This is a genomic window from Chamaesiphon sp. (assembly GCF_041738855.1).
Taxonomy (GTDB): domain Bacteria; phylum Cyanobacteriota; class Cyanobacteriia; order Cyanobacteriales; family Chamaesiphonaceae; genus Chamaesiphon.
Genome location: NZ_JBGSPA010000143.1, coordinates 18223 through 39998, shown reverse-complemented (window position 1 = coordinate 39998; position 21776 = coordinate 18223). Strand labels below are relative to the sequence as shown.

22 protein-coding genes and 2 tRNA genes are annotated in these 21776 nt (G+C 49.0%); 14 read left to right on the top strand and 10 right to left on the bottom strand.

Going from position 1 to position 21776, the window contains the following annotated elements; genetic code table 11:
- Positions 1-121 precede the first annotated feature (121 nt).
- Entirely contained in the window at positions 122-1135 is a 1014-nt protein-coding gene (locus ACEW9I_RS14865) for a type I glyceraldehyde-3-phosphate dehydrogenase (RefSeq protein ID WP_373541109.1), read from the bottom strand.
- A gap of 142 nt (positions 1136-1277) precedes the next feature.
- On the opposite strand from ACEW9I_RS14865, the gene ACEW9I_RS14860 reads away from it, so the two are divergent.
- From ACEW9I_RS14860 to ACEW9I_RS14815, 10 genes are all read left to right on the top strand, one after another.
- On the top strand, positions 1278-1643 hold the full coding sequence (locus ACEW9I_RS14860; RefSeq protein WP_373541108.1) for a hypothetical protein: 366 nt from the start codon (positions 1278-1280) through the stop codon (positions 1641-1643).
- Positions 1618-1932 (top strand): hypothetical protein, encoded by a 315-nt coding sequence (locus ACEW9I_RS14855; RefSeq protein ID WP_373541107.1) that lies wholly within the window; start codon positions 1618-1620, stop codon positions 1930-1932. Before ACEW9I_RS14860 ends, ACEW9I_RS14855 begins: the two co-directional genes overlap by 26 nt.
- A gap of 34 nt (positions 1933-1966) precedes the next feature.
- Positions 1967-2152, top strand: coding sequence for a hypothetical protein (locus ACEW9I_RS14850; RefSeq protein ID WP_373541106.1), 186 nt, complete (start codon positions 1967-1969; stop codon positions 2150-2152).
- A 236-nt stretch (positions 2153-2388) separates the two neighbouring features.
- Positions 2389-2574 carry a type II toxin-antitoxin system Phd/YefM family antitoxin gene (locus tag ACEW9I_RS14845; RefSeq protein ID WP_373541105.1) on the top strand — a complete coding sequence of 62 codons (186 nt, stop codon included), beginning with the start codon at positions 2389-2391 and terminating at the stop codon, positions 2572-2574.
- Between the two features lie 4 nt (positions 2575-2578).
- Positions 2579-2803: a type II toxin-antitoxin system Phd/YefM family antitoxin gene (locus ACEW9I_RS14840; protein WP_373541104.1), complete on the top strand. Its 225-nt coding sequence runs from the start codon at positions 2579-2581 to the stop codon at positions 2801-2803.
- A complete protein-coding gene (locus tag ACEW9I_RS14835) occupies positions 2800-3183 on the top strand; it encodes a type II toxin-antitoxin system VapC family toxin (RefSeq protein ID WP_373541103.1) in 384 nt (127 codons plus the stop codon). Before ACEW9I_RS14840 ends, ACEW9I_RS14835 begins: the two co-directional genes overlap by 4 nt.
- Positions 3184-3286: 103 nt before the next feature.
- Positions 3287-4774, top strand: coding sequence for an AAA family ATPase (locus ACEW9I_RS14830; RefSeq protein WP_373541102.1), 1488 nt, complete (start codon positions 3287-3289; stop codon positions 4772-4774).
- 279 nt (positions 4775-5053) lie between these two features.
- Positions 5054-5632 (top strand): SH3 domain-containing protein, encoded by a 579-nt coding sequence (locus tag ACEW9I_RS14825; protein ID WP_373541101.1) that lies wholly within the window; start codon positions 5054-5056, stop codon positions 5630-5632.
- 227 nt (positions 5633-5859) lie between these two features.
- Entirely contained in the window at positions 5860-6069 is a 210-nt protein-coding gene (locus tag ACEW9I_RS14820) for a hypothetical protein (protein ID WP_373541100.1), read from the top strand.
- 306 nt (positions 6070-6375) lie between these two features.
- Positions 6376-6672, top strand: a complete 297-nt coding sequence (locus ACEW9I_RS14815) for an RNA recognition motif domain-containing protein (RefSeq protein ID WP_373541099.1) — start codon at positions 6376-6378, stop codon at positions 6670-6672.
- A 166-nt stretch (positions 6673-6838) separates the two neighbouring features.
- On the opposite strand, the gene ACEW9I_RS14810 is transcribed toward ACEW9I_RS14815, so the two are convergent.
- From ACEW9I_RS14810 to ACEW9I_RS14795, 4 genes are all read right to left on the bottom strand, one after another.
- Positions 6839-7327, bottom strand: coding sequence for a hypothetical protein (locus ACEW9I_RS14810; RefSeq protein WP_373541098.1), 489 nt, complete (start codon positions 7325-7327; stop codon positions 6839-6841).
- Between the two features lie 341 nt (positions 7328-7668).
- Entirely contained in the window at positions 7669-9285 is a 1617-nt protein-coding gene (locus ACEW9I_RS14805; protein ID WP_373541097.1) for a TROVE domain-containing protein, read from the bottom strand.
- A 188-nt stretch (positions 9286-9473) separates the two neighbouring features.
- Positions 9474-9546: transfer RNA gene (locus ACEW9I_RS14800), tRNA-Ile, on the bottom strand.
- A gap of 29 nt (positions 9547-9575) precedes the next feature.
- Positions 9576-9648 (bottom strand) — tRNA-Asp (locus tag ACEW9I_RS14795).
- A gap of 481 nt (positions 9649-10129) precedes the next feature.
- Here ACEW9I_RS14795 and ACEW9I_RS14790 point away from each other — a divergent pair.
- Positions 10130-10309, top strand: a complete 180-nt coding sequence (locus ACEW9I_RS14790) for a hypothetical protein (protein ID WP_373541096.1) — start codon at positions 10130-10132, stop codon at positions 10307-10309.
- Between the two features lie 11 nt (positions 10310-10320).
- Here ACEW9I_RS14790 and infB read toward each other — a convergent pair whose 3' ends face one another.
- Both infB and ACEW9I_RS14780 read right to left on the bottom strand, forming a co-directional pair.
- On the bottom strand, positions 10321-13407 hold the full coding sequence (infB, locus tag ACEW9I_RS14785) for a translation initiation factor IF-2 (protein WP_373541095.1): 3087 nt from the start codon (positions 13405-13407) through the stop codon (positions 10321-10323).
- A 162-nt stretch (positions 13408-13569) separates the two neighbouring features.
- Entirely contained in the window at positions 13570-13797 is a 228-nt protein-coding gene (locus tag ACEW9I_RS14780) for a hypothetical protein (protein WP_373541094.1), read from the bottom strand.
- Positions 13798-14015: 218 nt separating this feature from the next.
- On the opposite strand from ACEW9I_RS14780, the gene cobA reads away from it, so the two are divergent.
- The gene (gene cobA, locus ACEW9I_RS14775; protein WP_373541093.1) at positions 14016-15563 is read left to right on the top strand and encodes a uroporphyrinogen-III C-methyltransferase; all 1548 of its coding nucleotides are present in this window, start codon (positions 14016-14018) and stop codon (positions 15561-15563) included.
- Between the two features lie 37 nt (positions 15564-15600).
- Here the strand turns inward: cobA and ACEW9I_RS14770 are convergent, their stop codons facing one another.
- Positions 15601-16068: a single-stranded DNA-binding protein gene (locus ACEW9I_RS14770; RefSeq protein WP_373541092.1), complete on the bottom strand. Its 468-nt coding sequence runs from the start codon at positions 16066-16068 to the stop codon at positions 15601-15603.
- A 429-nt stretch (positions 16069-16497) separates the two neighbouring features.
- Between ACEW9I_RS14770 and ACEW9I_RS14765 the strand changes: the two genes are divergently transcribed.
- On the top strand, positions 16498-17187 hold the full coding sequence (locus ACEW9I_RS14765) for a hypothetical protein (RefSeq protein ID WP_373541126.1): 690 nt from the start codon (positions 16498-16500) through the stop codon (positions 17185-17187).
- A gap of 6 nt (positions 17188-17193) precedes the next feature.
- Here ACEW9I_RS14765 and ACEW9I_RS14760 read toward each other — a convergent pair whose 3' ends face one another.
- Positions 17194-17793: a TetR/AcrR family transcriptional regulator gene (locus ACEW9I_RS14760; RefSeq protein WP_373541091.1), complete on the bottom strand. Its 600-nt coding sequence runs from the start codon at positions 17791-17793 to the stop codon at positions 17194-17196.
- Positions 17794-17865: 72 nt separating this feature from the next.
- Here ACEW9I_RS14760 and ACEW9I_RS14755 point away from each other — a divergent pair, with 72 nt between their 5' ends.
- Complete coding sequence (locus ACEW9I_RS14755; RefSeq protein WP_373541125.1) at positions 17866-19344, top strand: amidase; 1479 nt, start codon at positions 17866-17868, stop codon at positions 19342-19344.
- 89 nt (positions 19345-19433) lie between these two features.
- Here the strand turns inward: ACEW9I_RS14755 and ACEW9I_RS14750 are convergent, their stop codons facing one another.
- The gene (locus ACEW9I_RS14750) at positions 19434-21368 is read right to left on the bottom strand and encodes a polysaccharide biosynthesis protein (protein WP_373541090.1); all 1935 of its coding nucleotides are present in this window, start codon (positions 21366-21368) and stop codon (positions 19434-19436) included.
- Positions 21369-21776 lie beyond the last annotated feature (408 nt).

The following is a 21776-nucleotide window of genomic DNA, read 5'->3' as shown; positions in this document are numbered from 1 at the left end:
AGTAGTGTTGTCGATCGATTCGATCGGTACAGTTCTCTTGAGCTGTCAACTATCTGCTTGGTGCAACACATGCGGAGGAAACCTCCGCGTGATTGCATCCGCAACTATCAACTATCAACTCCTATTTGACCCATTTCTCGCCGACGATTTCGGCCAAATCGACAACCCGCTGACTATAGCCCCACTCATTGTCGTACCAAGCAATGACCTTGACCATATCATCACCCATCACCATCGTCAGACTCGAATCGATCGTACAAGAGGCATCGGTACCCTTGAAATCACTCGAAACCAAGGGTAGCTCACAGAAGTCCATAATCCCTTTCATGGAGCCTTCAGCGGCAGCCTTGAGGGTCGCATTGACTTCTTCGGTGAAGGTTTTCTTCTCAACGTTGACGACTAGATCGACAACGGAGACATTCGGTGTCGGTACCCGCAGCGCAATCCCATTGAGTTTACCTTTGAGTTCTGGCAACACCAAGGCTACCGCTTTAGCAGCACCAGTGGAGGTGGGGACGATATTCATTGCCGCCGCCCGCGCCCGTCGCAAGTCGCGGTGGGAAGCATCCAAGAGGCGTTGGTCGCCTGTATAGCTGTGGGTAGTTGTCATCGTGCCTTTGACGATCCCAAAGTTATCATTGAGGACTTTGGCAAAGGGAGCTAGACAGTTGGTAGTACAACTAGCGTTACTAATGATGAAATGTTTGTTGTGGTCGTAGTCTTTTTCGTTGACGCCGACGACAAATGTCCCGTCTTCATCTTTGCCTGGTGCGGTAATCAAGACCTTTTTGGCTCCAGCTTTGATATGTCTGGAAGCACCAGCATGACTGATGAATACCCCAGTAGACTCAATTACCAGATCGATCTCCCAATCCTTCCAAGGTAAATTGTCAGGATTGCGATCGGATACGCATTTGATCGTCTTGCCATTGACCGTAATTGTGTTGTCATCAGCACTGATTTCGGCGTCGAACTTGCCCAACATGGTGTCGTACCGGAGCAAGTGTGCGTTGGTGCGAGGATCGGAAGTATCATTGATGCCGACAACTTCGATATGACTATTAGCTCTGCCCAGCCAACACCGCATAAAATTCCGCCCGATCCGCCCAAACCCATTAATCGCTACTCTTATCACAGCCGCTTATCCCTCTTTTCGTAAATCTCAGTATATATCCAGTGATAAAACCAGATCATATCGCAATCCATACACATCTATAACCTTATCGCTGTCAGAATGGTGACTTTGTTTACGATTTGTACCTAAAAAAATATCTCCAGTGCCATTACAGCCTAAAGATATTCGCCAAAATACTTACCGATCGACAAACTTACAGCCTTGCGATTTTAAAATCTGTAGCCAAGACTCACACCAAGATCGAAACTACGATCGCAATTTGGATTACCTACGATTAGTTGCCGCCGACACTAATCCCAACACCCTGCTAGGATCGATCGAGGACTACGATCCAGGACTGAAGCGGCTAGATGCGATCGAGTACTGTAAGGATGTACCAGAGCAGCAGCGCCGGGAGATCCACGATAGATTGTGGGTAGATTTAGCTACCTTATTCGGGCGCGATAATATCATGGCTGGTGTCGATAATGGAACAATGACAGATGGTTATAAATTTGGGTTTAGTTAATGCGATTGTAGTAGCGAGCGTGCTTGCACCACTGCAAGTATTAGCTGGACAAACCAGCTACCAAGGATCGTGCTTGGGCGTAGTAGAGACAACTGGGAAGGAGCCAATTGCCTCCTATGATTGCGATCGTCTCGTTGTAGCCGATGGGGTATCGTATCCTGACGACTCGTTGGCGCAGCCTCTCCAAGGGAGAATCGACTTTCGCTTCCTCAGTCCAAAAAACGGGCTAATGTTCGTTACCGATCGAGGTCATATTAGAGTCGGTAAAGGTTGGATTTACAAACGTTAGATCGTGATCGTATTCCGCTCTAAACTCAAAAGGCGTGATTTCAGAGCCTAAAGATGTAACAGGATTTTGCGAGATCGGAGTCAAAGGCGAGCATAATATCGGTTGCACCGCCCAAACCAAGGATACCAAGTTGTCGATCGTCCTTACACCCAATCCGAAAAAGGAGCCGCCTAAGCCGAAGGTTTATCGATCGCTAGAAGAAGCGCAGAATTCTTGGTAAGAACTATAGACGCTAATTGAGGATGGTATCAATAACCAATCCCGATGTTTTATCTTAAAACATCGGGACTTTGCATCTAAACCCGCAGTAGTTCGTTGATACGTTATTGTAATTGATGTCAATAGGATGTGGGTTTATTCTTTGGCTTGGGTTTGTGGTATCACAAATAAAATGATAGAATACAGCCACCCCAATGAGGGGCGCGATCGATTGAGGAGTCGATTGCTAATCACATATTGAACGATCTAGTTGAAGCTGCGATCGATGGGGAAGAAGTGATTTTGCTCGTTGACAATCTACCCATTGCCAAAATTATGTCCCTAGAAGTGCGAAAACGTCGTCCGGCTAAAGCTGGTAGTGCGAAAGGGCTGGTATGGATGTCGGAAGACTTTGATGAGCCGCTAGCAGAATTTAGAGATTAAAACTATGCAAGTATCTGTAACAGAAGCCGCAGCTAACCTGAACGAGCTAATGCAAGCTGCCATCAATGGTGAAGAAGTAATTGTGCTTAACGGCGATCGACCTGCAATTAAATTTACACCGATTGAATCAGTCAAACCTCGTCCAAAATTTGGTAGTGCCAAGGGGCTAGTTTGGATGTCCGACGATTTTGATGAGCCGTTGGCAGAAATGAAGGAGTATATGGAGTGAGGCAATTGCTCGATACGCATACCTTTTTGTGGTTTGTGATGGGAAATCACCGAATTACGGAAAAATTGAGAGCGGAGATCGAAGACAATGAGAATTTTGTCAGCATTGTCAGCATTTGGGAAATAGCGATTAAGTACAGAATTGGCAAGTTAAATCTTGAGGTACCTTTCGATGATTTTATCGATCGACAAATAGATCCAAATGGAATTCAACTACTAGATATTAAACTAGAACATCTCAAGCGAGTCTCTCCTCTACCACTCCATCATCGCGATCCGTTTGACAGACTACTTATTGCTCAAGCAATCGTCGAAGATCTCTTAATTATCAGTGCCGATTGGGTATTTTCACTCTATCCAGTTCGATTAATGTGGGAATAGAGGCTGTGTGCCCAGCTTGTCGAGTGTAGATTGTATTAAGCTATGAACAGATAGATTGAGCCGCATCTGGGAAATCCAGATCCGAAGTCATTGGCTACCAAGTATGGCATTTAGTACAGAATTTGAACTACTTTTACGGGCGCGATCTCCCCTGATTTATATCCCCACCACCGAAGAAGAACGCGTCGAAAGCGCGATCTCCAAAGTTGCCCATCAACAAGGCAATCGCCCAGTGTATATCTGGGATTTTGTCGATGGTTATCAGGGCAATCCCAATGACAATGGCTATGGTAAGCGCAATCCTCTCCAAGCCCTAGAATTTGTCGATAAACTCAGCCCCGATAGCTCTGGGATCTTTGTGATGCGTGACTATCACCGCTTTCTCGAAGATATTTCGGTCGCCCGCAAACTGCGAAATCTAGCGCGCAAACTCAAATCCGAACCCAAAAATATCGTCATCCTCTCGCCCCAGATTACCATCCCCAGCGATCTGAGCGAAGCGATCGTCTTACTAGAATTTCCGCTCCCAACCGCTACCGAAATCAAAGTTGAGATCGATCGCTTGCTCATGGCAACTGGCAATCATCTGAGCAACCAGCAACTCGATGACCTAGTGCGCGCGTGTCAAGGCTTGTCACTCGATCGGATTCGCCGCGTATTGGCTCGCGCGATCGCCACTCATGGCGAAATTCGTCCCGATGATGTCGAATTGGTACTCTCCGAAAAACGCCAAACCATCCGCCAGACCCAAATCCTCGACTTCTATCCCGCCAAAGAACAGATTACGGACATTGGGGGTTTAGACAACCTCAAAGACTGGCTGCTGCGCCGTGGTGGCTCCTTTTCCGACCGAGCACGTCAATATGGTCTGCCCTACCCTAGAGGGCTACTCCTGGTCGGAATTCAGGGCACTGGCAAATCACTCACCGCCAAAGCCATCTCCCACCACTGGTATCTACCCCTGCTCCGACTGGATGTCGGACGCCTGTTTGGGGGCTTGGTAGGGGAGTCTGAATCCCGCACCAGACAGATGATCCAACTCGCAGAGGCTCTCTCTCCCTGCGTGCTGTGGATCGATGAGATTGACAAAGCCTTTGCAGGTATCGATGGCAAAGGTGATGCGGGCACATCTAGTCGCGTCTTTGGGACATTTATTACCTGGCTGACCGAAAAAACTTCGCCCGTCTTCGTCGTCGCCACTGCCAATAATATCGATTCACTCCCCGCCGAAATGCTCCGTAAGGGCAGATTTGACGAGATCTTTTTTGTCGGATTGCCGACTAGAGCCGAACGTCGCGCTATTTTCAACGTCCATCTGACCAAACTACGCCCCCACAATCTCGCCCAGTATGACATCGATCGCTTGGCATACGAAACACCGGACTTTTCAGGTGCCGAAATCGAACAAACTCTGATCGAAGCGATGCACATCGGCTTCAGTCAAAACCGAGATTTCACCACTGATGATATTCTAGAGTCAGCCAGTCAAATGATCCCTCTCGCCGTCACCGCTCAAGTCCAAATTCAATTCCTCCAAGACTGGGCGAATTCTGGTAAAGCTCGGCTAGCTTCGAGACAGGGTAAGGATTAGGTTTTAGGCTTTAGGCTTGGTAATACCTGAAATGATTTTAAAATTGATAACTAATATTCGGCGATCCATCTCTAAGATCTACTTAGGAATGGGGATTAAATAAAGTACGGTGTGTTAGCGCAAGCGGCTCGCGCTCCTCGGCTTTGCCGAGGGTTTAGCGAATCAAGACAAGACAGCGCGAGCGTACCATCACAAGTTCAATTTAGAATTGTAGGTTATTTAATCCTCATTCCTTATCTAACACCTAAAGCCTAAAGCCTAATCCCTAACACCTAACTTATGAATGGCGCACTAAAATCTCTGCAATTACTCATCGGTATTCTAGCTGGATTGCTTGGATTGATGGGAATTTTGGGTGGAGCGGGTTATTATTTTTTTGTGACCCAAATGAGTAACCGCCCACCGAAACCCGTATTTGCTGAGGAGCAAAGTGGTAGTAAACCTGTAACTGCCAAACCCAAGCCCAAGCCCAAGCCAATAACTGCCAAACCCACTGCATCGCCAGCCGCCACAATCCCTGCCGATCCCGATGCACCGTTAAAGCTGCCGCCGGAAGCCTACGATGCGAAAGTCTTGTGGAAAGATGGGTTGTCCCTCAAAAAAGAACCCGATCCTAGTGCCCAAAAGCTAGGCGGCGTGGCCTTTAATGCCAAAGTTGCCATTATCAAAACCAGTGCAGATAAACAATGGGTATTGATTCAATCCCAGATTGATAATCGCCAAGGTTGGGTCAAAGCTGGAAATATCGATAAAGCAGCGGCGGCGGCGACTGACACACCAGCGGCTGCCAAGCCAACGGTCAAACCTAGAGCCAGAAATAGAGCGAGAGTAAGACCCCCAGCCGCTGCTGAAAATTAAGCGATCGATCTCATCGCAATCGTGACCGAATCTGCGCGCTGACGTTCGATGTAGACGATTTAGCTTGCCCACCATTCATCATTCACCATCCACCATCCACCATCCACCATTCACTCACTACCCTCGATACCTAATTTGACACAAGTACACAAGTCTGAACCCCGATCGATCCTGTTTGAGCTAAACTTGAGACAGCAGATATCCTCCCAGTTAGTCCGATAAATATTATGCTTTTGAACGAACTGACACCTATTTTTAAAGAACTGACCAAAGATCCCGCCGCCTTTTGTAGCGGTTTTGTCTCAGGCGTGCTCCGATTGAATCTCACTGATGACCCCGTGAAAACATGGCTAGAAAAGCAAGCAGGATTTACGCCGACTGGTAATCAAACCAGATCGAGCAGCCAATCTGGCCCCCAATCGATCGATATCGACTAGACTAGTACTAGGTACATTTACTTAATTAATAGGTCGTGATAAAAATCACTGAACTGGTAATCAAAGATCGGTCATAAAACCTCGATAGATCGGCTATGATAAAAATAATCATTACTAGTTCAGTGCGATTGTCGGTAAATTTCGAGATTTTTGGATAACTACCGATCTGAGTAGCCACCGCCAACATCATCGCGCTACCATGACGATCGCCGATCGAGCTGAAGTTTCGTTACTTTGTTGGTAACGTTTGATGCCGATTTTGCCGAGCTAGTACGGTAAGTTTTTACATCCAGCTTTATCGATCTCATGACCATCTATATTGGAAACCTGTCTTACCAAGCCACCGAAGAAGACTTAAAAACAGTTTTTGAGGATTATGGCACAGTCAAACGCGTCGTACTCCCGATGGATCGTGAGACTGGTAGAATGCGCGGCTTTGCCTTTGTTGAAATGTCTGATGATGCCAACGAAGACAATGCAATTACAAATCTCGATGGTGCTGAGTGGATGGGTCGTTCGCTCAAGGTCAACAAGGCACGTCCCCGCGAAGAGTCTGGCGGCGGCGGTCAAAGTCGTGGCGATTTTCGCAAACCCAGCTACTAAACCCGCTCGGATCGATCCACATTAACTACTATTTTTTCGAGCGCAGCAATCGCAGCTGAGGTCGGTTTCTTCATCGATCTCACGCTGCCATCGGAGTGAAGGATCGGCTACCTTCACCTTTTTGTCGCCATAGTTCTGGATGCTACTGAATCCAGGTCGAGTGTGGCTAGTTTGGCAACTGCAACTTACAAGCAGCCAAGATCCGGAGATCGTTAGGGCTAATCTTACCGAGCGGTTGATAGGCAGGTTGACTGTTCTTGGGCTGCTTGCTGGCGGTCAGACCATTGGAATTGACAGTGAGGGTGAAATTGTACTTCTGACGATCGAATGGGTCAAAGAGGGTCACATCGAGGCTCGGTCCTCTAAACTGACCGTAAAAACAACTAAACTCCGAGCGCGGCAGATAGAAAGCCCCGCGTACTTTAGTGCCAATTCTTTCAAAGACAATATATTCTTTACCCACGACATTGGGTAGAGCGGTTTCACCATACAGATAGATGCCATTCGCCAGTGGCTTAACCCTAGATCGATTGGGTTGCTCGGTGAGAGCTGTAAGATGACTTGCAAGGATTGTGCTCAGAGTGATGACGATGGTAGTGAGCCAGCGGTGACGAGCGCACCACCCAGATCTTAATCCGCCAACGATCGTCAACACTCACACCTTCCCAAAGAATAACTGATGACAGTAGCCATGAAAATAACAGGTGATAACTCGCTTTTTGCCATTGATGGCGTTACCGCTCCTAGGCGCAATCGTCACCAACTGACTAGCTTGAGGATCGAAGTCAACGAGTGTAGATATTTTGACCTAAATCTGCTCGGTTTGAGCTAAGTTATCATTAGCCATTTTTTTAAATCTAAATTAAGTTGGGTCTAATTTCTATTATCTAATATTTATTTTGGTTTAGACCGACAGCGCAACAAAATTAGATAATCTCGATCTCTCAAAAATCCCCGCTCCCAAAGTCAGGAGCGGGTCGGGAATGAGAGCTAAAACTATAACTCGCCACTGGCGATCGATTGAATCAATCTTGGCGTGCTCGGGTCGAATCCAGCAATATCCCAAGAGTGCGGATCTTGGGGATCTACTAGAGAGATATTGTTTGGCACCAAAGAGATATAAATGGCTTTAGCATCAGGATTCACTTTTTGACGGTATTCAGCTAAAGCTTGAGTAGGGTGTTGACCTCCCGCCCAACTTTCACAATCCGTCCACAAGCAAATTACGTCTGCATAGAAGTTATTTTTTATCATCCATCTAAAAGCAGAACTAGCATCGGTGCCACCGAAATTGAGATCGCTAGCTTTTTTTATTGCCGAACTAAATGAGTCAGTCCGATTGATTTGCAGATCGATAAAGTCGGTTGAAAATCCACGGATTGCATAGTTTTTTTCCGCTTTTGCCGATACTAATGCCATCGTCGTCGCGATTTCGCAGCAGGTGAGATTAATCGAACTTACGGAGTAGTAAGACATCGAACCAGAGATATCGACAGCGTGCATAAATACTTTACCAGTCGGCTCGATCGCATCGAAGGACATTTCGAGCGCAGTTTCTAAAATATCGACGATGCGCGGTACTGGCGTCCAAGTTTTACTACTTTTTCCCAATTTACCACCGGATTGGTAAGTTTTGAGTGCTTTCAAAACATCGATCGGGTGAATGCGTCCTTTACGTAAGTGTTCTTTACTATTGAGGATTGATGCGACTCTGTTGAGATTTTTATTGGACTTCTTGGCGTAAGCCAAAACACCAATTTCAGTTAAAGAACCGAGATTTCGTAGCAAGGCACCGATCGGCATATCTTCAAATAATAACTGCCAAGCACCTACATCCATTTTGCCCACAGGTGCAGCCATTTCATGAGTCAAGCGACCCTTGGAGATTGCCGTCTGAGTGTGCTCTGGATTGCGTTTTAACCATTCGTACCACCAGATCTGATTCAATGCGTCTGTAGGTGGTTTTGGGGGCAGTTTGTCCCACCCATTGGTTACCCATTTAAACAATAAATCGCGGTCTGCGGTTGGCGGCTTGGCATGAAACAATCGCAAGGCGTCGCGATTGGAAAAACCGTGGCGTTGTTGATATTTCAACAGTTGATAAGCCAAGGCTTTGGTATCGCCTTGAGACAACCAATTTTTACCAGCTTCGCGGACGATTTTACCGAAACCGCGCACGGATTTGGTGTAGCTCATCCACTCATAAAAGTGGCTGGCTGTCCGCACGACTTGCGGAAATATCGATTGAAAAGCTTTTTTCGCAGCAGGAGATGCACCCATCGAGAGTAATACTAATGCCCAAATTGGCGCACTGTTATTAATAGATCGACCGTCAGCAGCATAAACGATTTCCTGCGCCACGCGATCGGGATCTGCGGCGATCGCTTTTTCCAAAACATCGACGAAATCATTAGTTAATTCCCATTTAGTTGCATAGTAGCTACCATTACCAGTACCGATTAACAAACACCGACGCAATGTGCGCCAAATCCCAGCCTCGAACATATAACCACCCGATTTACCTTGAATCATTTCCGATTTACGTCCAGGAATGGGTTGATTTTGGGGTGTTGCTTGGACTTGTTTGTTACCGAAAAAGAAATTATAAACCATGATTTGTGGTAACCTCCTTCAGCCCGTGAGGGCGATAATGTGAAAATTCAGCAGAGTGGAATTTGCCCCCAAATTTCCGGCGGAAATAGTAATACTCCCAAGGGGAATCGAACCCCTATTTTGGTGTAGAAAGCACCGTGTCCTGAGCCTTTAGACGATGGGAGCAAATTATGACTAAAAAGTCATTATGGAACTGGCGAGACTCGAACTCACAACCGATCGCTTATCAAGCGATTACTCTAGCCATTGAGCTACAGTTCCAGATCTACCAACTCTGATTCAAAGTCGGACGGGATTGACGGGATTTGAACCCGCGACTTTCCGCTAGACAGGCAGACACTCTTACCACTGAGTTACAATCCCAAATTAGGTGGAGCAGGAGTTGCACCTGCGAATGGCTAAACCCGATAACCCTCACTCTGTCGTCCCTGGCGGGTAAGTTGGTTGAATAAGGAATAAAATAGTTGCCTTACTACTTGGCGATCCACCGATGAGGTAGTGAGGCGGGAGTTGCACCCGCATTTCCGACGATCGAGGGGGGATTCGTTAATAGCGATAACCCTCAGATCTGCGCCCCTTGCGGGTAAAAATGGCACTTTGCTATTAAGCTACTCACTACATGAAGTTTGAAATCGATGCAGTTAATTAATGGTCATCTCGGTTGCTCCTGTGGGGTGGTGTTTGTTTCCATGTCTACAGAATAGCCTCACAGATCGACCCGAAGCTAATGCGCGATCGCATCACTACAACACTTACTAGATAAGTACTTCAGACCCGGGGGAAAGATTTGAGCTAGGGGATGCCCCGAACTTTAATGCAGAATCCGAGCTAGGGAACTTGTCGGATGACTAGTCCCTCATTCATCAATTCTGGCAACATTGCCGCCGATTCGAGTCGATCTCCAGAGATTGTGGCTCAATACTACATCCGGTGGCATAATTGCCGCAAAAAGTGCCGCAAAAACCCCAACTGCCTGACTAGGAAGTTGGGGTTTCGATCGATTATCTGCGGTCAGTTGCACTGACGCTTTAAGACCTACACAGGTGATAATACCCGACGCTTGCTGACCATTTGGAAGGTTTCGATGATATCGCCTTCTTCCCAGGCATTGAACTTGTCTAAACGAATCCCGCATTCAAAGCCAGCATTGACTTCGCGGACATCATCTTTGACTCGTTTGAGGGAGTCGAGTGTACCGTCAAAGACTAACTGATTCTTGCGGAGGACGCGGATGCTACAGTTACGCAGTGCTTTACCAGAGAGGACATAACAGCCAGCGATGTTGCCACGTCCGGCTTGGAATACTGCTCGGACTTCGACTTGACCCAATGGTTCTTCGACCTGTTCGGGATCGAGGAGACCTTCCATCGCGCCTTGAATATCACTCAGGAGGGCATAGATGATGTTGTACTCGCGGACATCGACACCAGCGTCATCTGAGGCAGCCCGCGCACCACTGGCGAGGGTAGTATTGAAGCCGATGATGACGGCACCACTGGCTGCGGCTAGATCTACGTCAGTTTCGGTGATTTCACCTGCTGCGGAGAGGAGCACGCGCACCTGGACTTCGTTTTGGGGAAGTTGGCGGAGCGAACCGAGAATCGCTTCGACAGAACCCTGCACGTCAGCTTTCAGGATCAGGTTGAGTTCCTTGAGTTCTCCTTCCTGTGCCTTAGCAGACAAGCTATTGAGGGTCACCCGACGAGAAGCCATCATCTGTTGGAGTCGCGATTGACGGCGTTCGGCAGACCGGACATCGGCAATGGCACGAGCTTCTTTCTCAATAAAGACTTCAAACTCGTCACCAGCTTGCGGTACATCGCTCAAGCCGAGGACTTCAACAGCAAAGGATGGGCCAGCAGCTTCGACGCGCGCGAGGCGGTCGTCTACCATTGCCCGCACTTTCCCAAATACATGTCCGGCAACTAGAGTCTCCCCAACGCGGAGGGTACCATTTTGGATCAGGAGTGTGGCGACGGGACCTTTGGCTTTGTCGAGGTGAGCTTCAATCACCGTACCACGGGCGGTGCGATCGGGATTGGCATGGAGATCTTCGACATCTGCGACTAGGAGGATCATCTCTAGCAGACTATCGAGGTTCTCACCTTTGAGGGCACTGACTTCGACCATGATGGTATCGCCACCGAGATCTTCTGACTGAAGATTAAAGGCGATCAATTCCTGTTTGACACGAGCGGGATTGGCACCTGGTTTGTCGATCTTGTTGATGGCGACAATGATCGGTACTTCTGCTGCTTGAGCGTGCCGGATGGCTTCGATGGTTTGGGGGCGGACACCATCATCGGCAGCGACTACCAAGATGGCGATGTCGGTGACTCGTGCTCCCCGCGCCCGCATGGCTGTGAAGGCTTCGTGTCCGGGGGTATCGAGGAAGACTACCTGTTGATTGACGCCTTCATGTAGCATATCAACGTGGTACGCACCGATGTGCTGGGTGATGCCGCCAGCTTCGCCTTGGGCTACTTTGGTCGATCGAATGGCGTCTAGCAATGTAGTTTTACCATGATCGACGTGACCCATGATCGTGACTACTGGCGGACGACGTTGGAGCAAGTCGAAGTCACCGATATCGAGCATTTCGGTCACTTTCGTTGCCGCAGCTTGTTCGACACCTGTCACTACAGCTACACCCATTTCTTCGGCTACCATCGTGGCAGTACCCACATCGAGGATCTGCGTGACGCTGATCGCAATTCCTTTAAAGAAGAGCTGCTTGACGATTTCAGTTTCGGGGACGAGGAGCATTTCGGCTAAGTCACGGACGGTAATACTGCCCATGAGCGTAATCGATTCGGGCTTGTCTACAGTGGTTTTCTGTTCCCGCTTGTTATTGCTACTGCGTTCTTTGGCTTGTTGATCCCCCTTCATGACGGGTTTCTTGCGTTGAGCGGGCACCGCTGCGGGTCGGATGCCACCACCGCTGCCGATTTTCTGCTTGGCAGGTCGAGCGATCGACAGACTGACAATGGTCTCAGTCGAGTTATCATTACCATCGAGATCGTCATCATCATCATCATCGATGACAACTGTTTTGACCCGCTTGCCTTTGGCTGGAACTTTCGCCTTGGCGGTTTCGATTTCTTCTTCTTCTTTGCTCCAACCTTTGCCTTTGTTGATTGGTTTCCGCAGTGGTGGTCGCTTGAGTTCGAGATCTACCGTGGTGGGGGTGTTGTCATCCTTCTCATTGGCAGCACCATCTTTGCTGGGTGCGCCAGGGCGAGTCGGGCTACTACCTTGCGGCTTGATTTGGACGATTCTGGCGGGCGGGCGGTTGAGGGGGGGTGGGGCATTTTCGGATTTGGCTACTGGTCGGCGGACGACACCAGTTGCGGGACTCCGCGTCGGCGCACCAACTGTCGGTCGGTCGCTGGGTTCGCTCTTGACTTGCTGAGATTTGGGGATGGGTTTACTGGGAGCTGCGGCTCTGGGGGTAGTCGGGATCTGACTATCCGCGTTATCACCACTGCTTGGCTCTGAGGTGCCAGTTTCGGCGGCACTAGGACGGGCTGGTGGCCCTGATAGTTGGGCTTTGGGTGCTGGGGGGACAACTGGGCTAGCCGTTCTGAGTACCCGCGCTGGGTTGGTACCTTCACCAGCTTCGGCACGTCTGACTGGGGCTGCACCTTCACCCACAGGTGTCGGACGCACGACCGGACGGCTGGCGGAGGCTGGGGGTGTCGCGGGTCGCTGCGGCGGTTGTTGGGCTTGCAGTGGTGACTGAGGCATCAACGATGGCTTGGTCTGACTATCACTTTGGCGATCGATCTGCAAGATCCGTGCTTTGTTGGGTTCGGCTGGTCGCTGTGGTGCGCCCTGGCTGACAATGGTCGCGGCAACTGGGTTTGGTGCTGATGGCTTATCGCTCTTGAGGGCAGATGAAGATTCAACCTTATCTGTGGCGATCTGACGCGGTGCCTTATTTTGACGATCGGGAAATTTCGTGTTAGCTGCTTTGGTAATCTGTTCTGATTCTGCTTCAGAAATACTACTACTATGGCTTTTGACCACAATATTCAAGTCCTCACAAATTCCCAATAAATCCTTATTTTCCAAATTCAATTCCTTTGACAGTTCGTATATTCTGACTTTGCCGTTGTTCATCCACTATGTCCCTATTGATGATCTCGATTCTGGTCTAGATGATTGGTCGATCTGGACAAGACCAGATAGTTATCTACACAATGCTAATGCGGTAATGACGAAATTTAGTATATTTAGATGAAAGCTATTACCTGGTAGTGGTTTTCTAACACCCGATCGATGCTACATAATGCTGGTGACTGACCCCAATCCGTCGCTGGCGCAACTCGTTGGTGTTGGCTGAAGCCTGCCATCGGCACAGCCTCTTCCCTCGGACAAAATTGCTGTCTGTTCTGGCTGCCATCGTCGTTCGGGGCGAGCGAGATCGTCAGAACCTGTTTGTGCTTGCGCCCAGCTCGGACGATCCGACGGTTGCAAGCTACCGCACAGTATTGGTTGACGCGATCGCATTACTGCTCGTCAACAGGGAACCATATTATATTCTTACACCAAATTGGCGATATCGGCGAGTCCGATCGACAATTTGTGATAATGTGATAGATCGATCCGATCTCCCGATCGAAGGCTGTGACGGGGATCGCTGGGTAGGCGGCGGCTGAGTCGAGAAGAAGTAGCGGGACGGTCGATGCGCGATGTGCGAGTAATTAATTAGTTATCATTCACGGTTGATGAGCAAAGTATACATTGTCGGTGCTGGGCCAGGAGAGATCTCCTATTTGACAATTCGAGCGCAACAGATCCTCAACCGAGCAGAAGTGCTGATCTATGATGCTTTGGTCGATCGTTGTTTGCTCGATCTCGTCCCTGCCACTTGCGTGCTGGTCAATGTAGGTAAGCGGGGCGGACAGCCCAGTGTGCCCCAATCTGAAATCGATCGATTGCTAGTAGAATACGCCCACACCGGACGAGTGGTAGTCCGGCTCAAAAGTGGCGATCCCTTCATCTTCGGGCGGGTAACTGCCGAAATCGATGCGCTGATTGCGGCTAGTTGTGAGTATGAGGTCGTACCAGGCTTGTCTACTGCGCTAGTCGCACCGCTGCTGGCGGGGATTCCGCTTACCGATCCAGTATTGAGCAGCGGTTTTGCGGTGATTACCGCTCATCTCCCTGACGATCTCGATTGGGACGCGCTATCACGGATGCCGACGGTGGTAATTTTGATGGGGGCGCGGCAATTGGGCGAGATCGTCGCTCAGTTATTGAAACACGATCGCTCTGTCAACACCCCGATCGCGATTATTCGCTGGGCAGGCACGCCTGAGCAACAAGTCTGGGTCTCAGATCTCGGTCGAGTCATCTCGGAAACTGCCCAGGTGGAGCTATCGCCAGCAGTCATCGTCATCGGACAAGTGGTGAGATTGCGTGAGTATCTGCGGTGGGGGATCTCGGGTTCCCGAACCGATCGGGATTTCACGATCGATGAGCCGTCAAAATCTGCTGCCATTGCTGGCAAAACGATCCTAGTCACCCGCGCTGCCGGACAGGCACACGAATTTAGTCAACTGCTGAGATCGCATGGCGCACGGGTGCTAGAACTGCCGACATTGGAGATCGTCCCGCCGAGTAGCTGGCAGGATCTCGATCGCGAGATCGCCAGCTTGGGTGATTTTGACTGGTCGATCCTCACCTCTACCAATGGGGTTGATGCCTTGTTCGCACGGCTTCACCATGTGGGCAAGGATAGTCGCGCCCTGGCGGGAATTAAAATAGCTGTCGTCGGCAAAAAAACCGCCCAATCGCTCCAACAGCGTGGGATTACACCCGACTTTATCCCAGTTGATTTTGTCGCCGAGCGGTTGGTGAGTACTTTCCCAGTAGCAGTGAACGGATTAAAGATCTTATTTCCGCGAGTAGAGACGGGTGGACGCGAATTATTAGTCCAATCATTTACCGACAGCGGGGCGAGTGTCGTCGAAGTAGCGGCGTATGAATCTCAATGTCCGAGCGCGATCGATCCCGCTATTCTACTCGCGCTACAAGATCGACAAGTAGATATTATTACCTTTGCCAGTTCCAAAACTGTCAAACATTTTTGTCAACTAATTGGCACCAGCCTACCACCGGACTGGCAAGAGCGGGTGCTCATTGCGTCGATCGGCCCTCAGACTTCAGCTACTTGTCGGGAGTTACTGGGGAAGGTGGATATTGAGGCGACGGAATATACCTTACCTGGGCTGGTGGCGGCATTGGTAGCCAGCGGTAAGGATAATTCGTAAATTGCCCCTGCCGCTGGATGGGAGCCAATCGACGAGACTAAAAAGGAATATTATCGCCGTCTTCAGCATCAAAAGCTGGACGCTCCGCCTCACGAGGCGGAGCGGTAGTCGCAGTGCGACTGCTCGGTGGTGGCGAACTAGGAGCCGCAGCGACTCCAGTTGGGGCGGCTGATGGTGTAGTAGTGGGAGCAGCGATCGCCATCATGTGATAAAGACGGCTGGCGACTAGTTGGGCGCGTTTTTCCTTATAGCCATCGCGCTCGATCGTATTCATTTGCAGACGCCCCTCGATCGTCACGCGATCGCCGATTTTAAAATTTTCCTTCATTTCTGTTGCCAGATTACCCCACCCCACAACTTCGATCGTCGGATGTCGATCGTCTGGGCGGGAGCCTGGTGACGGCGCAAACTGGACGAACATGTCAGCTACCGCCATCTGATTGTCAGCGGTATAACGCAGTTCGGGATTTTTGATAATCTCCGCCATTAAAATGCAACTATTCATAGGTAAAAAGTGAGGTTGGGGGACAAATGACATCCACTGGTAGATGCTTTCCCACTCGGGTGTTGCACCAAGCAAAACCCGAGATCGAGACTGGACAGTCGTTTGGATATTTTAGTATCCAATTACTATTTTATCACAATGTTTGCCTTCTCAAGCTACGCAATGAGCGTGAGTTCCAGCTGAGATTGGCGATCGAATCTACTCCCTTCGCACCCAATCGATCGACAATCGCCATCCACCATCCACCATCCACCATCGACTCACTACCCTCGCTAATTCGACACTGAGAGTGAGGATCGAGCTGCCCCATCGCCGATCTGGATGTTCCAGTTACAATAAGAACAGCTCCGAGCCGTTTGGTAGCATTAGCGATCGCTCATACATATAAATCGATCGCGCACCTTTTTGTCCATTCCATTCATTTTATCGATGATAGATCCACCGATCGAGTTACCAGTAGATATTGGTATGTCTACGCCCATCCTACTCCTAGTCCTAGTCGCGCTAGAAGCAGTACTATCTGCCGATAATGCGATCGCTTTAGCATCCATTTCCCAAGGCTTGGTCGATGAAAAACTCCGTCCCAAAGCCCTCAATCTCGGCTTGTTGTTTGCTTATATTCTGCGGATGACATTGATTGTCGCCGCGACATGGGTGGTACGCTACTGGCAATTTCAGGTGCTGGGTGCTGCATATCTCCTCTGGCTGGTGTTTCAGTACTTTACAGCCGGAAAGAATGAAGATGGCGAACCACAACGCCCTCAATATACTTCGCTATGGCAGGTGATTCCGATTATTGCTGTGACTGACTTGGCATTTTCTTTAGATAGTGTCGCCACGGCGATCGCTGTATCAACCGATACGTGGTTGGTGATTAGTGGCGCGACGATCGGGATTATCTTACTCAGATTTATGGCGGAATTATTTATCCGCTGGCTAGCAGAATATACTCATCTCGAAGATGCTGGCTATGTAGCGGTGGGCTTAGTGGGCGTCAAGCTATTGGTACGTGCCATTTACCCCGATTTAGAGATTCCTGAGTTGTTGACGATCGTACTGGTGGCAATTATTTTCACCTGGGGATTCTCGCAACGGAAGGAGTTAGTCTCGAAGGAATAAAGATATTCATGCTGCTTGGCGATGTTGCTGGATGTACTCGATCGCGACGATGAGTGCATCCAACATCACCTCATAGCTATCACCAGGAGAGCGATCGAGCGTCATCAAGTCAGATTTTTCTCTCATAATAAAACCATAAATCGCCGCATTGACTATCCGCATCGTATCGATGAGAGCAGCTTGACCGAGTTCGGATAGTTGTAGCACCTCCTGAAAAAAACCGAGTGAGTAGTGAATGATTTTGGCTTCTTCTAAGTCGCTGGGGCGCAATTGGTATTGCATCATCACTGTATATCTGGCGGGATATGCGGTGGCGAAGTTCCGAGTCGCCCGCGCACCCGCCAGAAATAATGACCTCTTTTCGCTAATACCAGTAGTTTGGCTGCGGCAATCTGCCAAATAATCATGCCAAATTTGCAACGCTACGGCGCGGCGTAATCCAGTATTTCCATCTAAATGCTTGTATATCGCTGGCGGTTTGATTCCCAATTCCCGCGCCACCCGATTTACACCTAGAGCCGATTCACCTTCTCGATCGAGACAGGAGATCGCTGCATCAATTACATGCTTTGAAGTGAGTGAATTTGCCTTAATTGGACGACCCATCAAGAATTAAGTTAATATTATTAACTAATAGTGAATATAGTTAACTTTATCAAAAATAACGGTCGCCCGCTGATGAATGACATCACCTTTCTCCCTGCTCATCGACTAGCACAACTAATTCGCGATCGCCAAGTTTCGGTAGTTGAAGTTATTGAGGCGCACATCGCCAAGATATCTCGCCACAACGCCCAGCTCAATGCAATTTGCACTCTAGATACCGAAAATGCACTGACTAGAGCCAAGGAAGCCGATTTAGCCCTAGATCGCGGTGAGAATTGGGGTGTATTGCATGGTGTGCCAATTACGGTTAAAGATATTTTCGAGACAGCAGGAGTGCGAACTACAGCGGGTTATATCCCGCTCAAGGATTATATTCCCCACCAAGATGCAACTATAGTTGCCAGATTGCGATCTGCTGGCGCAATTATCTTGGGAAAGAGTAATATGGCTGAGTTGGGTGGAGATTTTCAGAGCACCAATTCTCTATTTCCGCGTGTAAATAATCCTTGGCAGCTCGAATATACGCCTGGGGGCAGTTCTGGCGGTAGTGCTGCGGCAGTGGCGGCGGGATTTTCAGCTTTAGATGTTGGTAACGATTTTGGGGGTTCGCTCCGTCAACCCGCACATTTTTGTGGCGTATGTAGTTTGAAGCCCACAGATCGCCGGATTTCTACGGCTGGCGCGATTCCTGAAGTCCCAGGGATGCCTGTCTGTTTGCGGCAAATGATGACGGTGGGCTGTTTAGCGCGATCTGTAGAGGATCTGCGATTGTGTTTCGAGCTAATTGCAGGCGTAGATCCGCGCCAACCAGATGTGCCGCCAATTCCACTCGATGCACCTCCGACTAAATCTCTCGCCGATCTCCAGATTGCTTGGAGCGATGAATGGGCACAAGTCCCTGTCGCAGCGGAGATTAAAGCGGCAATGGTAGCGAGTGCCAAAAAGTTGACTGCCGCAGGTGCAAAAGTAGATCGCTGGATGCCACCTAACTTCGATCTAGCTGCCAATTTCGGATTATACGGACGGATGTCTGCCTATTTGAACAGGTATGCCCAACCAGTCAATCGTTACACCATCCAGCACAGCCTCAAAATATTATGGCGGACGGCAACTCAAGGCGATCGCCAATTACGTCAATTGGGCAATTTTAGTCGCTTTTTGCCCGAAATGTTCAATCCGACTTTAGAGGGTTATTTTCAAGCATTGACAGCACGCGATCGAGTTATCGCCGATCTGGATACAGCCTTGGAGCCTTGGGATGTCTGGATCGTACCTGTAGCCGCGACACCAGCTTTTACCCATCGCCCAGCCTGGAGTGCAGTGGATATCGATGGCAGATCCTATCCCCACGCCGTGGCAAATGGAGCTTACACCATCCCCTTCAACCTCAGCGGACATCCGGCTGTAGTTATCCCGATCGCCCGTACTCAGGCAGGTTTACCGATCGGGCTACAAATTATCGGTCAGCGATGGCGAGAGATGGAGTTACTCGCCATCGCCCAAGAAATCGATCGCATTACTGGCGATTTCCGCCAGCCACCAGGCTACTGACAGAAGCCAGCCTCGATCGACTGGGGATTTACTTTGATGTGAACTTAGATGGGGATGACGATCGATGCGTGGCGACAACTCAGCCTCGCTTACACGGCTACCACGGCATATTTGACCTGAGCATATTGTCCCATCGGTTGATACTCAGGCACCAATCGATGCAGAGCAGATACGCATTCGGTGACTTTACCTTCCGCCGCAGCCGCTAGTAAAGTATCCAGTTGCGGTGACAGCTCTTGCCAGCCTAATTTAGCCTCATGAGCACAGAAGATTTTCGGGTGTCCCGTCACCAACGCCGCATCGCAATCGATCAGCAATTCTTCGTAGATCTTCTCACCAGGGCGTAACCCAACGATCTCGATGTGGACATCCTTGTGCGGTTCCAGTCCATGTAATCGGATCATTTGAGTAGCCAGATCGTAGATTTTGACAGGTTCGCCCATATCTAGCAGAAATACTTCCCCACCTTGAGCCATCGCACCAGCTTGGATCACCAGCGTAGCAGCTTCAGGGATCGTCATGAAATAACGAGTAATATCGGCATGTGTCACTGTGATCGAGCTACCTGAAGCAATCTGTTCGCGGAACCGAGGCACGACAGAACCACTACTGCCCAAGACATTCCCAAAGCGCACCATCGTGAAGCAAGTATGATGATTGGGGTGGTCGGCTAAACCTTGGAGTACCAACTCTGCCACCCGCTTGGTTGCACCCATGATGTTGGTGGGGCGGACGGCTTTATCAGTAGAGATGAGTACGAATTTGTTGACGCCACAAGCGATCGCGCATTTGGCGGTCACTAGCGTACCATTGATATTGTTGATGACGCCATAGAGTGGATTGTCTTCAACGATCGGTACGTGTTTGAAAGCTGCTGTGTGATAGATCGTTTCGACACCATATTTATTCAAAACTTGGGTCAAGGTTTGGGCATCGGTAACAGAACCCAAGCAGGCAACTTTGTCGAGATGGGGATAATTCTCGTTTAGTTCCATCGCCATTGTATAGAGCGACAATTCGTGAAACTCATAAACAATCAGCAGTTTGGGATGTTGCTTGGCGATCTGACGACAGAGTTCCGAACCGATGGAACCACCACCACCCGTGACCAACACTACTCGTCCAGTAATATCATGCTGTAACAATTCGGGACGAGCGGCGATCGCTTTGCGACCCAACAAATCTTCAATCTCCAGTTCGCGTACTTTCGAGATCGACACCTGACCATTGAGAATCTCAGCAATACTCGGTACGGTTTTGACAGGTACGCCTAGCACTTGCAATGTGGCTAAAATATCGCGTTTGCGTTTGCCATCGAGTAACGGCATCGCCAGGAGGATTTCATCAAACCCGATATTGGCTTTGAGCTTGAGCAATTCGGCTGGAGCATATACTTTAATACCTTGAATGTGGCGACCTTGGAGATAGGGGCTATCGTCTACAAATCCGATCGGTCGTTTCCCATTGCCAGCCAAGGCTTGAGCGAGGATACAGCCAGCACTGCCAGCACCATAAATGACCACCCCACAGCTATCTCGACCGCGACCGTCAATCTGACGAATTTTGCTCATCGTCAGCCGGACGCTGAGGCGGAAGGCGATGACCAAAATCAGGGTTAACATGCCATCATTGACCGTGACAGAAACTGGAATTGCCGGAGCGATCGACCAATTACCAATCGCCGCGATCGCTATAGTGCTAGTGATTACAGCCTTGGCGATCGTCAAAATGAATTCGCCATCGATATATCGCGATACTTGCTGATAGATTCTAAAAGCCCAGAATAGTCCAATTTTGATGCTAATTTCTAGCACCACGAACTTACTGAGGTGCCACATCCCCATCGGAATGCGGTCAAATCCCCACTCAAAGCCGATCGCCGCAATAATAGAAGTCAGGAACAAACTGATATCGATCGACGTCAGAATAGTATACTTCTGATGATTGGAAAGCGCATTGATAAGTTTTTCAAGAGTTGCCGCAGTAGCTTCAATACTCAACAAAGATCGGCTTTTTGTGGACATGATATTATGACGCAATCGACGGTTTTTAACAAGTTGAAATTAAGTTTCGATCGAGTTTAAAACTCGATTACTGACTTTTGCAAATACGGATGCTATGAGCATCAACGTACGGTGTAAGCTGTCAGTAACTGATAAATTGAAGCAACCTGTACTAAGTAAGCTTAGTCAATGGCAGTGCCGAAAAAAACAGTTCGTAAAAGTTCGATCGATACATCTAAAGTATATTTTTTTTACCCAAATGTACTCAGCCAAATATCTGAACTTGAGCGGGTAAGGCTGAGATCGATCCATTCGCTATCTAGATGTTTAAGTCTATAATTTAAATACATGTGGTATCGAAGCGATGGGTAAAATAAACACCAACCCAAAATTGCTCACCGTCTAAACTTCCAACAAATACCCACCTGC

Excerpts from the sequence above, each read along its gene's own strand:
- ACEW9I_RS14770 (WP_373541092.1), bottom strand. The coding sequence starts at position 16,068 with ATGAATAGTTGCATTTTAATGGCGGAGATTATCAAAAATCCCGAACTG.
- ACEW9I_RS14760 (WP_373541091.1), bottom strand. The coding sequence starts at position 17,793 with ATGGGTCGTCCAATTAAGGCAAATTCACTCACTTCAAAGCATGTAATT.
- ACEW9I_RS14830 (WP_373541102.1), top strand. The coding sequence starts at position 3,287 with ATGGCATTTAGTACAGAATTTGAACTACTTTTACGGGCGCGATCTCCC.
- ACEW9I_RS14855 (WP_373541107.1), top strand. The coding sequence starts at position 1,618 with ATGGTTATAAATTTGGGTTTAGTTAATGCGATTGTAGTAGCGAGCGTG.
- ACEW9I_RS14820 (WP_373541100.1), top strand. The coding sequence starts at position 5,860 with ATGCTTTTGAACGAACTGACACCTATTTTTAAAGAACTGACCAAAGAT.
- cobA (WP_373541093.1), top strand. The coding sequence starts at position 14,016 with ATGAGCAAAGTATACATTGTCGGTGCTGGGCCAGGAGAGATCTCCTAT.
- ACEW9I_RS14840 (WP_373541104.1), top strand. The coding sequence starts at position 2,579 with ATGCAAGTATCTGTAACAGAAGCCGCAGCTAACCTGAACGAGCTAATG.
- infB (WP_373541095.1), bottom strand. The coding sequence starts at position 13,407 with ATGAACAACGGCAAAGTCAGAATATACGAACTGTCAAAGGAATTGAAT.
- ACEW9I_RS14805 (WP_373541097.1), bottom strand. The coding sequence starts at position 9,285 with ATGGTTTATAATTTCTTTTTCGGTAACAAACAAGTCCAAGCAACACCC.
- ACEW9I_RS14750 (WP_373541090.1), bottom strand. The coding sequence starts at position 21,368 with ATGTCCACAAAAAGCCGATCTTTGTTGAGTATTGAAGCTACTGCGGCA.
- ACEW9I_RS14780 (WP_373541094.1), bottom strand. The coding sequence starts at position 13,797 with ATGCGATCGCGTCAACCAATACTGTGCGGTAGCTTGCAACCGTCGGAT.
- ACEW9I_RS14815 (WP_373541099.1), top strand. The coding sequence starts at position 6,376 with ATGACCATCTATATTGGAAACCTGTCTTACCAAGCCACCGAAGAAGAC.
- ACEW9I_RS14790 (WP_373541096.1), top strand. The coding sequence starts at position 10,130 with ATGACTAGTCCCTCATTCATCAATTCTGGCAACATTGCCGCCGATTCG.
- ACEW9I_RS14825 (WP_373541101.1), top strand. The coding sequence starts at position 5,054 with ATGAATGGCGCACTAAAATCTCTGCAATTACTCATCGGTATTCTAGCT.
- ACEW9I_RS14765 (WP_373541126.1), top strand. The coding sequence starts at position 16,498 with ATGATAGATCCACCGATCGAGTTACCAGTAGATATTGGTATGTCTACG.
- ACEW9I_RS14755 (WP_373541125.1), top strand. The coding sequence starts at position 17,866 with ATGAATGACATCACCTTTCTCCCTGCTCATCGACTAGCACAACTAATT.